Source organism: Pseudomonas carassii, assembly GCF_036324045.1.
GTDB lineage: Bacteria > Pseudomonadota > Gammaproteobacteria > Pseudomonadales > Pseudomonadaceae > Aquipseudomonas > Aquipseudomonas peradeniyensis.
The window spans coordinates 1-12,333 of record NZ_JAZDCT010000038.1 but is presented as its reverse complement, the minus strand read 5'-3'; the positions used below and the strand labels follow the sequence as shown (position 1 = coordinate 12,333).

General features: G+C 66.6%; 11 protein-coding genes. 4 read left to right on the top strand and 7 right to left on the bottom strand.

The genetic code is table 11. The features are described 5' to 3' along the window. The 6 genes from V0R62_RS22550 to V0R62_RS22525 all read right to left on the bottom strand — a co-directional run bounded on the left by V0R62_RS22550 (position 1) and on the right by V0R62_RS22525 (position 5,977). The gene (locus V0R62_RS22550) at positions 1 to 498 is read right to left on the bottom strand and encodes a disulfide bond formation protein B (RefSeq protein ID WP_330105282.1); all 498 of its coding nucleotides are present in this window, start codon (positions 496 to 498) and stop codon (positions 1 to 3) included. Positions 499 to 979: 481 nt separating this feature from the next. Beyond that, the gene (locus V0R62_RS22545) at positions 980 to 2,218 is read right to left on the bottom strand and encodes a heme biosynthesis protein HemY (RefSeq protein ID WP_330105281.1); all 1,239 of its coding nucleotides are present in this window, start codon (positions 2,216 to 2,218) and stop codon (positions 980 to 982) included. Continuing rightward, on the bottom strand, positions 2,215 to 3,315 hold the full coding sequence (locus V0R62_RS22540; RefSeq protein WP_186712149.1) for a uroporphyrinogen-III C-methyltransferase: 1,101 nt from the start codon (positions 3,313 to 3,315) through the stop codon (positions 2,215 to 2,217). Before V0R62_RS22540 ends, V0R62_RS22545 begins: the two co-directional genes overlap by 4 nt. Before the next feature lie 46 nt (positions 3,316 to 3,361). Then, a complete protein-coding gene (locus V0R62_RS22535; RefSeq protein WP_330105280.1) occupies positions 3,362 to 4,129 on the bottom strand; it encodes a uroporphyrinogen-III synthase in 768 nt (255 codons plus the stop codon). Beyond that, the gene (gene hemC, locus V0R62_RS22530; protein ID WP_330105279.1) at positions 4,126 to 5,067 is read right to left on the bottom strand and encodes a hydroxymethylbilane synthase; all 942 of its coding nucleotides are present in this window, start codon (positions 5,065 to 5,067) and stop codon (positions 4,126 to 4,128) included. Before hemC ends, V0R62_RS22535 begins: the two co-directional genes overlap by 4 nt. A 160-nt stretch (positions 5,068 to 5,227) precedes the next feature. Next, positions 5,228 to 5,977 carry a LytR/AlgR family response regulator transcription factor gene (locus tag V0R62_RS22525; RefSeq protein ID WP_050703278.1) on the bottom strand — a complete coding sequence of 250 codons (750 nt, stop codon included), beginning with the start codon at positions 5,975 to 5,977 and terminating at the stop codon, positions 5,228 to 5,230. A 297-nt stretch (positions 5,978 to 6,274) separates the two neighbouring features. On the opposite strand from V0R62_RS22525, the gene argH reads away from it, so the two are divergent. Next, the gene (argH, locus tag V0R62_RS22520; protein WP_330105278.1) at positions 6,275 to 7,669 is read left to right on the top strand and encodes an argininosuccinate lyase; all 1,395 of its coding nucleotides are present in this window, start codon (positions 6,275 to 6,277) and stop codon (positions 7,667 to 7,669) included. Between the two features lie 56 nt (positions 7,670 to 7,725). Here argH and V0R62_RS22515 read toward each other — a convergent pair whose 3' ends face one another. Beyond that, positions 7,726 to 8,385, bottom strand: a complete 660-nt coding sequence (locus tag V0R62_RS22515) for a glutathione S-transferase (protein WP_330105277.1) — start codon at positions 8,383 to 8,385, stop codon at positions 7,726 to 7,728. A gap of 146 nt (positions 8,386 to 8,531) precedes the next feature. Between V0R62_RS22515 and V0R62_RS22510 the strand changes: the two genes are divergently transcribed. The 3 genes from V0R62_RS22510 to V0R62_RS22500 all read left to right on the top strand — a co-directional run bounded on the left by V0R62_RS22510 (position 8,532) and on the right by V0R62_RS22500 (position 12,156). Continuing rightward, complete coding sequence (locus V0R62_RS22510; protein WP_330105276.1) at positions 8,532 to 8,834, top strand: hypothetical protein; 303 nt, start codon at positions 8,532 to 8,534, stop codon at positions 8,832 to 8,834. Between the two features lie 51 nt (positions 8,835 to 8,885). Then, entirely contained in the window at positions 8,886 to 9,131 is a 246-nt protein-coding gene (locus V0R62_RS22505; protein ID WP_110697049.1) for a TIGR02647 family protein, read from the top strand. Positions 9,132 to 9,291: 160 nt separating this feature from the next. Next, positions 9,292 to 12,156, top strand: coding sequence for a class I adenylate cyclase (locus V0R62_RS22500; RefSeq protein WP_330105275.1), 2,865 nt, complete (start codon positions 9,292 to 9,294; stop codon positions 12,154 to 12,156). The last annotated feature ends 177 nt before the right edge of the window (positions 12,157 to 12,333 follow it).

Below are 12,333 nucleotides of genomic sequence, written 5' to 3'. Positions count from 1 at the left end.
TCAACCCGCCGGGTCTTGGCGCAATCGATACAGCACCAGCCACGACAACGGCACCGCCGCCAGCAACAGGAACGCCAGCAGGCTCCATTCCGGCAGGGTCAGGTCGAGGAAGCTCCAGTTGACCGACACGCAGTCCGGGCTGCCCAGCAGGAACGCCTGCAGGATCTCGTGCCACGGGCGTTCGACCAGGTGTGCCAGGGGCAGGTGGCAACCGCTGACCGGCAGCGGCTCGGCCTGCAGCCAGACATGCCGCCCCGCCAGCAAGGCGCCCGCCGACGCGAACAGCAGCGCCAGCCAAGCATGCCAGCGACGGCCGCCGGCGTGGAGCGTGGCGACCAGGCAGGCCAGCGCAAAACCGCCCAGCATCAGGCGCTGGCTGAAACACAACGCGCAGGGGTCCAGGCCGACCACGTTCTCGAGACGGAACGATGCGACCAGCACCGCCACGGCGGCCAGGAAGGCGGGAAGGAACGAGCTGCGCAAGCAGGCCAGCGACATGGGCAGAAGTGATCCGAAAATGAAGGAAGTGGTTTGAAACGGTAGAGGAAAGGGGCGCTTTGTATCAAGGCGCTACAGTGCAGACAAGTCGCTGAATGGCTAGGGAATCATTTTCGTGGAACGTGGGAATATTCCGACGCGGACGAAGGACGATTCGACGCCCTCTACGTAGAGGGCGTCTTGAGTCATCGCTCATCAGAGAATGCAACGCGTCGCTGGCAAAACATCGCACCTGCACAAGCAAGTATGCCCGCGATGCGCGACAGGTCCATCCCTTTCAAGGTCTTTGCGATTTTTCGGATATGGCCGCTTCAATTCAGTATTGCCGGGGCTGCTTTGCAGCCCATTCGCGACACAAGGCCGCTCCTACAGGATGGCGCGATCACCTGTAGGAGCGGCCTTGTGTCGCGAAAGGGTCGCAAAGCGACCCCGGCAAGTCCAAGTCGAACGCCCCATCTCAACACCTTGAAAGGGTTGGGCCTCAGGCCCGAACACCCTCCGGCAGCGGCAACGCCAGCAGGCGCTCATCCAGCAGCCCCAGGCCCTCCTGGAACAACTGATTGCTGCGCTCGGTCTCGCCGAGCCCGGCCAGCAAGCGTGCCAGCTCGGCGCAGGTTTCCGGATTGCGCTCCATGCGCAGACTGCTCTCCAGATAATCCCGTGCCTTGCCCCACAAGCGGTTCTGCAGACTCAGCCGGCCGAGGGTGAGCAGCAGGCTCGGGTCCTGTGGATGCTCCTTCAGCCAGCCCTCGGCCGTCTGCAGCTGGCGCGCCGGATCGTCGCCGCGTACCAGCCCGTACAGACGCGCCAGGTGGCTCTCATAGCCACGCTTGAGCGCGCCGCGAAGCACCTGCTCGGCCTCGCCCTGGGCACCGACCTGACGCAGTTGCTCGGCGTAGGCCGACACCAGCTGCGGTTCCTGGCGCTGGGCGTTGGTCAGCTGCTGCCAGGCGCGCTCGAGCGCCTGACGTGCCGTCTGCGAATCCTCGCCACGGGTCGCCGCCAGGCCCAGGTTCTGGCCCCAGGCGCGCTGTTCCAGGTCGGCCAGTTCCGCCGCGGGCAGCACCTTGTGCTTGCGCAGGTCCGGCAGCAGACGGATCAGCGCCGGCCAGTCACCGCGCTCCAGGTGCAGGCGCTGCAACAGGCGCAGCACCTGGGCGTTGTGCGGGTGACGCACCTGCATCGCCTGCAGGGCCTCCAGTGCACCCTCGCTCTCGCCTCGGTCCATCTGCAACTGGGCATGGGTCAGGGCAACGGCGAGCTCGGCTTGGGGCTGGCGTTCCAGGGCGCGTTCGAGCAGGTTGTCGCGCTCCTCGACCCGTCCCAGCTCGTTGGCGGCGCGAGCCGCGCCGAGGTAGTAGAGCAGCGGCTGGCGATCGGACTCGGCGGCCCGCTGCAAGTGGCGCTGGGCACTGGCCCAACGCCCCTCGGCCAGGTCCAGCTGGCCTTGCTCGACAGCGATGCGGGTGCGCCGGCTGCGGTTGCGCCGCGACCACGGGTTGACCACTCCGGACGAGGTCAGCACCAGGCCGACCAGGTAGCGCAGCAGCAACAGCAGCAGGATGATGCCGACCAGCGCGCCGAGCGCCGCCCACAGCCCCGACTGGTAGCGGAAGCCGCCGTAGGCGATCAGCACATAGCCGCTGTGCTTGGCGATCGCAATGCCCAGTGCTGCGGCGACGACGATCGCCAGCACCGCCAGCAGGTAGACACGCTTCATGGCTTGGCCCCTTCGGCGGCGGCCGGCAGGTGGCGACGCTGGATGTAGGCCTGCACTGCGGCCAGGCTCTCGCTCAGGTCAGGCGTGACCACCGACACCGGCTGTTCGGCCAACTGGTTGAGGTTGTCGAGCATCGCCTTGCTTTGCGGGTTGTCCGGGTTGAAGTTGGCCAGCAACACGCTGCGCGCATCGTCCAGGGCCTGGGCATAGACCTTGGCCTCGCCGTTGAGGGCCGCCCACTGCGCCTGCTCGATGGTCAGGCTCAGGGCCAGGCGCAACTGGTTGAGCGACTGCCCGGACAGCAGCGGGCGGACGTTGTCGTCGGCATTGAACTCGATCTGGAAGTACTTGGAGATCTCCGCCCACCACTGCGACCAGCGACTGGCACCGTCGCCATCGGCGGTCAGCGCGCCCATGGCGTCGGCCTTGCTGTCGAATTCCGGCGACTGGGCGCTGAGCTGCTGCACCAGTTCGCGTTGCGCGGCGAGCTTGAGGAACAGCCCGGTGCGATCCGGCTGCTCGGTGCTGGACAGCGTCGCCAGGCTGCGGGCCAGCTGTTCGCGGGCGGCGAAGGCGCCGGGGTCGCTCTGCTCGCGGAGGATTTCATCGGCACCTTCGACCAGCGCCTTGGCGCTGGTGATGTCCTGCAGCGCCGACAGGCGCAGGGTGGCCAGGCGCAGCAGGTGCTCGGCCTCGGCCAGGCGCCATTCCTTGCGACTCTCGCCGAGCACGGTCTCCAGGCGCTGGCTCAGGCGCTGCTGGTCGCCCTGCAGTTGCGCCACCAGGCGCCGACGGTCTTCCAGTTCACTGGCCGCCGGCAGGCTGGCCAACTGCGCGCTGAGCTGCTGCTCGCGCTGCTGCAGCGCGTCGGCGCGTTGGTTGAGGGCTTGCAGGTGTTCGCCCTGGCCTTGCTCGCTGCCTTGCAGCTGGCGGACCTGCCAGACGCCCCAGCCGCCGACCGCGACGCCGGCGGCGCCCAGCAGCAGGGCCAGCAGCGCCAGGCCGTTGCCGGAGCGTCGGGCGGGCTTGGCGGTGGCGGATTGCGGCGCCTCGGGCGCCACGGGCTGTTCGGTGTTGGACAAGACAGTTTCGCTCACGTATCCATCCTTTGCATGGTGGCGCATCGCTCTCTAGCTTAGCGCCTTAAGGGGCAGGCGCAGCGGTTCGCTGCACGGCTGCCAGCAAGGCCGCGGCGCTGGCGCCACGGCAATCCACAATGTCTTTCGCCCCGAGCGCTCGGGCCTGCTCGGCCACCCGGGGACTGGGCACGAACAGCGGCAAGCGGGAAAACCGCAGCCAATCCGCACCTGCCAGTCGATGCAAGTGTTCCAGACCCTGCCCACTGCTGACCACCAGGCCATTGAGGCGTTCCCCATCGATGCGCTGGGCGAGGGTCGTGGCGGGGTAGTGCGGCAGGCAGCGGCGATACAACTCCAGATAATCGACACTAGCACCTTGCTCGGCAAGACGCTCGGCCAGCAGTTCACGACCTCCGACGCCGCGAACGATAAGGACGCGGGGTCCCGGCCCGGCGATAGCCTCGCGCAGGGCGGGCAGTGCAAGCAAGGCTTCGCTGTCGTCGCCGGCCGCCGGAAAGGCCACCTGCAGCCGGTGCTCCTGAAGGATCCGTGCGGTTGCCTCGCCCACCGTGAACCAACCAGCGAGCGGCGGCGTCACCCCCGCCTGGGCCAGTTGCTCCAGCAGCAGGCGGGCCGCCGGCTTGCTGACCACGATGATGGCCTGGGCCTCGGTGATCGCGCGCAGGCGCTGCACCTGCGCAGCGTCCGGCGCAATCGCCTCGATCACCAGCAATGGCAGGCTGGCGCTGGCAATGCCCGCGTCGGCCAGGGTCTGCGCCAGCGCCGCACAGTCCTCTTCAGGCCGGGTCAGCAGCAGGCGCCATGGGCTCACGGATGGCCGGCCTCGCCGTAGACTTCCTTGAGGATCGCCTCGGCGCCCTGCCCGAGCAGGTCTTCGGCGACCTGCACGCCCAGGCGCTCGGCATCGGCACGCGGCGCCCGGGCCTCGGCCACCAGCAAGGTGCCGCCGGAGGGCTGGCCGACCAGGCCGCGCAGCCACAGCTGCTCGCCTTCGAGCACCGCGTAGCAGGCGATCGGCACCTGGCAGCCGCCATTGAGACGCTTGTTCAGGGCACGCTCGGCCACCACCCGGTCGGCGGTGTCGGCATGGTGCAACGGCGCCAGCAAGGCATGGATCTCGGCGTCGGCGCTGCGGCATTCGATGCCCACCGCGCCCTGGCCGCCCGCCGGCAGGCTGTCATCGACGCTGATGGAGGCAGTGATGCGGTCCTCGAAGCCGAGGCGGATCAGGCCGGCGGCGGCGAGGATGATGGCGTCGTACTCACTGGCATCGAGCTTGGCCAGGCGAGTGTTGACGTTACCGCGCAGGAAGCGGATTTCGAGGTCGGGTCGGCGCGCCAGCAACTGGGCCTGGCGGCGCAGGCTGGAAGTGCCGACGATGCTACCGGCCGGCAAGGCCTCGAGGCTGGCGAAGGTGTTGGAAACGAAGGCGTCGCGCGGGTCTTCACGCTCGCAGATGCAGTAGAGGCCCAGGCCCTCGGGGAAGTCCATGGGGACGTCCTTCATCGAGTGCACGGCGATATCGGCCTCGTTGTCGAGCAGGGCGGTTTCCAGCTCCTTGACGAACAGGCCCTTGCCGCCGATCTTCGCCAGCGGCGCGTCGAGCAGCTTGTCGCCACGGCTGACCATTGGCACCAGGGTCACCAGCAGGCCGGGATGCGCCTGTTCCAGGCGGGCTTTGACGTATTCGGCCTGCCACAGGGCCAAGGCACTTTTACGGGTGGCAATGCGGATTTCGCGAGTGGACATGAAACGCACCGATCCAGAGAAATACCGCCGATGATAACAGCATCGTCAGTATCGCTTGCAGATACGGATCAATAGCTCATGCGCGGTCTGGTGTGGGAGCGGCCTTGCCGAGGCCGCTCCCACAAGGGCCGAGCAGATTCAGAGGTTTGTGCAGACACCTTCAGTGCAGGCTCTGCATCATCTTGCGCACCCCTGCCACATGGCGGCGGCTGACGGTCAGGGCGTCGCCTTCCAGGCCCTTGAGATAGAGCTGGAAATGCCCCAGCGGCGTGCGCTGCAGCCGTTCGATGCGCTCGCGGGCAACCAGCGCGTTGCGGTGGATGCGCACGAAACGCTCGCCAAACTCGTCCTCCAGGGCCTTGAGCGGTTCATCGAGCAGCACCTCGCCCGCTTCATGGCGCAGGGTGACGTACTTGTGGTCGGCGATGAAGTAGATGACCTGGGGAATGGGGATCAACTCGATGCCCTTGCGGGTACGGGCACTGATATGGCTGCGCGGGCCGCCACCGGCGTCGCCGGCGGGGCGGGTCAATGCCGCCAGCTGAGCACGGTTGGGTTTTTCCGCCCGACGCAGGGCATCGCGCAGAGCCTGCGGCTGGATGGGCTTCTCGACATGGCTCAGGGTGCTGTCCCTGAAGGCTTCGCTGCCGTATTCATCGTCGCCGGTGCAGAACACCACCGCTGGCGGCGACTCGCGCTCGCACAGCCGGGCGGCGACCTGCAGGCCATCGAGGCCCGGCATGCCGATATCCAGCAGCACGACGTCGGGCTTGAGGCTTTCGATCAGGGTCAGGGCCTCCTCGCCGTTGGTGGCGCTGGGTTCCATCACGGTGTACCCCTCCAGCTCGCCAAGCAGCCGGCTCAGGCGCTCGCGGGCCTGGGGTTCATCATCAACGATCAGGACATTCATAATTGCGCTGGATTCCTGAGTGAGTCTCGCACGGGTATAGCGTAGACAAGTGTGGGGCGACCGAAACGCGGTCACGCTACAGACCGGTGCGAAGGCCAAAGATTCACTGGTCTGGCAGATTCAGCACCAGTCCTTTGTCCAACTGTAGACGCTCCGTGGAACACTGCCGTTCAATCGTTGAATATGCCGCACCCCCTTGTAACCGGACGATTCTCGCGACCAGCGCCCTGCGGCGGCGGGCGCAACCCTGCTATGATCGCCGCACTTTTTCCGTTCACGCCTTCAACGAGTGAATCCATGAGCACCGACAAGACCAATCAGTCCTGGGGCGGCCGCTTCAGTGAGCCCGTCGACGCCTTCGTCGCCCGCTTCACCGCCTCGGTCGATTTCGACAAGCGCCTGTACCGCCACGACATCATGGGTTCGATCGCCCACGCCACCATGCTGGCGCAGGTCGGCGTCCTCACCGATGCCGAGCGCGACACCATCATCGATGGCCTGAAGACCATCCAGGGCGAAATCGAGGCTGGCACCTTCGACTGGCGCGTCGACCTCGAAGACGTGCACATGAACATCGAGGCGCGGCTGACCGACCGCATCGGCATCACCGGCAAGAAGCTGCACACCGGCCGCAGCCGCAACGACCAGGTGGCCACCGACATCCGCCTGTGGCTGCGCGACGAGATCGACCTGATCCTGGCCGAGATCACCCGCCTGCAGCAGGGCCTGCTGGAGCAGGCCGAGCGCGAGGCCGAGACCATCATGCCCGGCTTCACCCACCTGCAGACCGCGCAGCCGGTGACCTTCGGCCACCACCTGCTGGCCTGGTTCGAGATGCTCAGCCGCGACTACGAGCGCCTGGTGGATTGCCGCAAGCGCGCCAACCGCATGCCCCTGGGCAGCGCCGCCCTGGCCGGCACCACCTACCCGATCGACCGCGAACTGACCTGCAAGCTGCTGGGCTTCGAGGCCGTGGGCGGCAACTCGCTGGACAGCGTCTCGGACCGCGACTTCGCCATCGAATTCTGCTCGGCGGCAAGCATCGCGATGATGCACCTGTCGCGCTTCTCCGAAGAGCTGGTGCTGTGGACCAGCGCCCAGTTCCAGTTCGTCGACCTGCCTGATCGTTTCTGCACCGGCAGCTCGATCATGCCGCAGAAGAAGAACCCGGACGTGCCGGAGCTGGTGCGCGGCAAGAGCGGCCGCGTGTTCGGCGCCCTGACCGGCCTGCTGACCCTGATGAAAGGTCAGCCGCTGGCCTACAACAAGGACAACCAGGAAGACAAAGAGCCGCTGTTCGACGCCGCCGACACCCTGCGCGACTCGCTGCGCGCCTTTGCCGACATGATCCCGGCGATCAAGCCCAAGCACGCGATCATGCGCGAAGCGGCCCTGCGCGGTTTCTCCACCGCCACGGACCTGGCCGACTACCTGGTACGCCGCGGCCTGCCGTTCCGTGATTGCCACGAGATCGTCGGCCATGCGGTGAAGTACGGCGTCGATACCGGCAAGGACCTGGCCGAGATGAGCCTGGACGAGCTGCGTCAGTTCAGCGACCAGATCGAGCAGGATGTGTTCGCCGTGCTGACCCTGGAAGGTTCGGTCAACGCCCGCAACCACATCGGCGGCACCGCGCCGGCCCAGGTGCGTGCAGCCGTTGCACGCGGCAAGGCCTTACTGGCTTCGCGCTGATAACGCCATCGCGGGGCAAGTCGGGCCGCCGGCTTGCCCCGCGATCGTTTGTGGCCTCAGCGCTTGCTCTTGATCATTTCGAGGAACGCCGGCATCGCCGCGTCCTTGTCTGCCACGATCCGCGCCATGTGCGGGTTCTCTCGCAGTTTCTCCAGCAACGCCGCCGCCTGCGGGAAGTCCGCCAGGAAATCGACGTTCAGCACCTTTTTGCCCACCGCGCAGGCCAGGTCGACCGAGAAGCAGAACATCAGGTCGGCGATGGTCAGTTGCTCACCGGCCACGTAAGGCTGGAACCGCCCATTGCGCTTGAGGGTGGCAAAACCCGCCAGCAGGTCCGCCCGCGCCCGCTCCTTGATCAGCGGCTCCACCGCCGCGCCGAAGAACGCCTCGGCGTAGCAGGTACGCGCCGGCAGCTCGATGTACAGCTCGATCTCCCGCAGCAGCTCGCGCACCTTGGCCTGCCCGAAAGCGTCGGCCGGCAGCAGCGCCTTGCCCGGCTGGGTCTGCTCGATGTAGTCGAGGATGACCCCGGTCTCGCTGATGAAACCGTGCTCGGTCTGCAGCACCGGCACCTTGCCGCGAGGGCTGATGGCCAGGGCTTGAGGCAACTGACCGCCGAAGAACGGTACCTCCTCGAAGGGCACGCCTTTCTCCAGCAAGGCCAGCTTGACCATGTTGTAGTAGTTGCTGACCGCGAATCCATGAAGCTTGAGCATTGAGACAGCCTCCAAGGCCGTATGGGGTTGGCCCGGCTGTTATAGCCCCCTGCCCGTCCCTTGGCCAGTGCCATGCTCGGCGCTGATGGCCGGGCATTGCCAACGCAGACATGGCACACTGTGCGCTTCACCACAGGAGTACCGCCATGAGCGAGCACGACGAGATCGACGGCAACGACGAAGAAGCCTTCACCGAGGCCACCCTCACCCAGGCCATCGAGAACCAGATCGAAAGCGGCGAACCCGCGGCGGCCAAGGCCACCTTCAACAAGCTGACCCTGGTCGGCTACGAGCGCGAGGACATCCTCAACCTCATGGCCCATGTGCTGGCCATCGAAATCGACGCCATGCTCGACGAAGACCGCCCGTTCAACACCGAATGGTATGAAACCGCCCTGCGCGCCCTGCCGGAGCTGCCACCTGAGGCGGATCAAAGCGACATCGAATAAGCCCGTCTACACTCCTGACTTCCATCCTTGTCTCGAAGTCAGGAGTTGCCCATGTCCTTCACCCCGGAACTGATCGCCGAACTGGAAGTGCTTGCCCTGTTCAACCTGGACAGCCACCAGGAAGGCATCAAGGTTGGCAGCAGCGCCTCCCCGGCCCTGATCGCCGCCGCCCAGCGTCTGTACGACAAAGAGCTCACCGACCAGCCTGATGGTGGCTACCTCACCAGCCTGGGCAACGACGCCGCCGAAAGCGTCCAACTGCTCCTGACCATCCTAAAGACCCCGCAGCCCGCCTGATTTCACCAAGCCCGCCCTCACCCCGTGGGAGCGGGCTTGCCCCGCGATGAGCCCCCAGACGAACGTTGTAAAACTGACGTCAAAAAGCCACCAACCCCTTATCCGACCGCTCCACTCAGGCTAAACTCGCCAGTGCTCCCCCTGCCTGCCTGAGTGCGCAATGAACCACCCCCATGAAATCCGCCCCGATCTCGACCAAGGCATCGACCGCAAGGAGCTGTCCAAGCTGCGCGCGCGCTTCCTGAAGATCAACCAGGGCCGCCTGGCACGGGCCATGGAGGGGCTGTCCACGCGCCAGCAGCAGGTCCTCACCCTGTTGCCACTGTTCTTCCACGTCAATCACCCGCTGTTGCCGGGCTATGTCTCGGGCACCACCCCCGCCGGCGTGTCCGGCTTCGAGCCCGACAGCGACCTGCTGGCCGAGGCCCAGCGCCTGACCCGCTCGTTCACCTACAAGCCGCGCCACACCAAGCCGCCGCAACCGATCCACGGCCTGTTCCTGATGGGCAGCCTGGGCACCCTGGCTCAGGCCGAGCAGAGCGACATGGACCTGTGGGTCTGCCACGCCCCCGACCTGGACGAGCAGGCCCTGGCCGACCTGCGGCGCAAATGCCAGCTGCTCGAGGCCTGGGCCGCCAGCCAGGGCGCCGAGGCGCACCTGTTCCTGATCGAGCCCCGCGGCTTCGTCCAGGGCGAGCGCGACAGCCAGCTCAGCTCCGACGACTGCGGCACCACCCAGCACTACCTGCTGCTCGACGAGTTCTACCGCACCGCCATCTGGCTGGCCGGGCGCACACCGCTGTGGTGGCTGGTGCCGGTGTACCAGGAGCATAACTACCGGGACTTTACCCAGACCCTGCTGTCCAAGCGCTTCATCCGCATCACCGACGCCCTGGACCTCGGCAACCTGGCGCACATACCGCCTGGCGAGTATGTCGGCGCCGGGCTGTGGCAACTGTTCAAGGGCATCGACTCGCCCTACAAGTCGCTGCTCAAGCTGCTGCTCACCGAAGCCTACGCCAGCGAACACCCGCAGGTGCGCTGCCTGAGCCTGGACTACAAGCAGGCCGTGTTCGCCAACCAGTTGGACCTGGACGAGCTAGACCCCTACGTCATGGTCTACCGGCGCATCGAACGCTACCTGCTCCAGCGCGGCGAATCGGCGCGCCTGGAACTGGTGCGGCGCAGCCTGTACCTGAAGGTGAACAAGAAGCTCAGCGACCTGGGCCGCACCCGCAGCGGCGGCTGGCAGCGCCAGCTGCTCGGGCGCCTGACCGAGGAATGGGGCTGGGACGAGCGCCAGCTGGCGCTGCTCGACAGCCGCAGCCAGTGGAAAGTACGCCAGGTGGCGGTCGAGCGCCGCGAACTGGTGGCCGAGCTGAACCACAGCTACCGCTTCCTGACCCAATTCGCCCGCCTGCAGAACGCCAACAGCCGCGCCGACCAGCGCGACCTGAACGTCCTCGGTCGGCGCCTGTACGCCGCCTTCGAGCGTCGGGCCGGCAAGATCGAGGTGATCAACCCGGGCATCGCTCCGGACTTGGCCGAAGACACCCTCACCCTGGTGCACTCGCCCAACCGCAAGGAACCCGGCACCCATCACTGGGGCCTGTACAACGGCAACCTCGGCGTGCACGAGTGGGAGCATTTCAGCCCGATCAAGCGCTGCCGCGAACTGCTCGAACTGCTCACCTGGGCCCATCGCAACGGCGTGATCGACAGCGGCACCCGCCTGGCCCTGCACCCTGGCGCCAGCGACCTGAGCGAGTTCGAGCTGTTCAACCTGATCGGCAGCCTGCAACAGAGCATCCCCCTGCCGCTGGAGACGGTCAGCGAGGTGCGCCTGCTGCAACCGAGCGTGGCCGATGAGATCCTGCTGCTGGTGAATGTCGGGGTCGATCCACTGCGCCATCACCGCGACCTGAACATCCTGATGACCACCGAGCGCACCGACTCGCTGAGCTACGCCGGGGTGCGCGAAAACCTGGTGCTGACCCTCGACCAGATCACCCTCAACAGCTGGAACGAAGTGCTGGTGCAGCGCTACGACGGCGAGCATGCGCTGGTGCGCTGCCTGCGCGACTTCCTCAACAGCCTGGGCCAGCGCAGCCACCGCCCGCGGGTGCGAGTGCGCTGCTACTGCCACAACCGCGCCCAGGCCATCAGCCAGCGGGTCGAGGACATCTTCGACACCGTGCAGCTGCTGCTCGACCAGGGTATGAATCACCGTTACCTGCTGCAGGTGGCCCAGCACACCCACATCCTCGACCTGCAGCCCGGGCAAGTGACCCTGGCCAGCCTCGCCGACCACGACGCGGTGCTCGCGGCCCTCGGCGAGGAGCGCAGCCGCTACAGCCCGCTGCATCTGGACGCCCATGCCCTGCAGGACCACGACCTGCCGCTGGTCCTGGCCCAGGGCCGCCCCGGCTGCATCCAGGTGTTCTACCGGCTGTTCGAAGGCTGGGCCGACCTGTACGTGCTCGACGAGCACAACGCGCTCTGGCAGCAACGGCTGCCGCTGCAGGACGAGCAGCACCTGCTGCTGCCGCTGCAACGCTTCCTGCAGTCAATGCTGATGCGCCGCGACGCCCAGCTACCCCTGGACAGCCTGCCCCTGGCGTCGCTGGACATCCTTTACTATCAACTGCTGCCCTCCGGCCTCGGCAAGGCCCGTAGCCTGGAGCCGCGACAGACGCCAATGGACAGTCAGAACCAGGCCTACTACGAGGTCCAGGCGATCCTCCAGGTGGGGACCGGCGAGGGTGTGCACGTCACGCTCTACTGCGACCAGCAGGAGTTTTCCGAACTGGAGCATGGCGACCAGCTGTATGCCGTGGTCGCCCGGCAGATCCTGAGCCAGCGCCGCAGCAGCGGCCGTTACCGCTGCTACATCACCGACCTCGACCTGTCCGAGCTGCTGGAGGACGAGCAGGGGTCCACCAGCCTGTACCTGCGCTACAAGCGCGAGCTGGAGCAGGCGCTCAACGATGGGCTGGAACAGCTGCAGGCGCGGCTTGAGCCCTGATTCTCTCGGCATTCACCGATACCTGTAGGAGCGGCCTTGTGCCGCGAAAGGGGTGCGAAGCGCCCCCCAGATCTTCGCATCATGCAAGACCGCCGGGGCTGCTTCGCAGCCCTTTCGCGGCACCAGGCCGCTCCTACAGGGTCTTGATCCGCTCAGAAGGCCGCCGCGCGCCGGCCA

Coding starts and splice junctions, on each gene's coding strand:
- argH (WP_330105278.1), top strand. CDS start 6,275: ATGAGCACCGACAAGACCAATCAGTCCTGGGGCGGCCGCTTCAGTGAG.
- V0R62_RS22505 (WP_110697049.1), top strand. CDS start 8,886: ATGTCCTTCACCCCGGAACTGATCGCCGAACTGGAAGTGCTTGCCCTG.
- V0R62_RS22510 (WP_330105276.1), top strand. CDS start 8,532: ATGAGCGAGCACGACGAGATCGACGGCAACGACGAAGAAGCCTTCACC.
- V0R62_RS22500 (WP_330105275.1), top strand. CDS start 9,292: ATGAACCACCCCCATGAAATCCGCCCCGATCTCGACCAAGGCATCGAC.
- V0R62_RS22515 (WP_330105277.1), bottom strand. CDS start 8,385: ATGCTCAAGCTTCATGGATTCGCGGTCAGCAACTACTACAACATGGTC.
- V0R62_RS22545 (WP_330105281.1), bottom strand. CDS start 2,218: ATGAAGCGTGTCTACCTGCTGGCGGTGCTGGCGATCGTCGTCGCCGCA.
- hemC (WP_330105279.1), bottom strand. CDS start 5,067: ATGTCCACTCGCGAAATCCGCATTGCCACCCGTAAAAGTGCCTTGGCC.
- V0R62_RS22525 (WP_050703278.1), bottom strand. CDS start 5,977: ATGAATGTCCTGATCGTTGATGATGAACCCCAGGCCCGCGAGCGCCTG.
- V0R62_RS22550 (WP_330105282.1), bottom strand. CDS start 498: ATGTCGCTGGCCTGCTTGCGCAGCTCGTTCCTTCCCGCCTTCCTGGCC.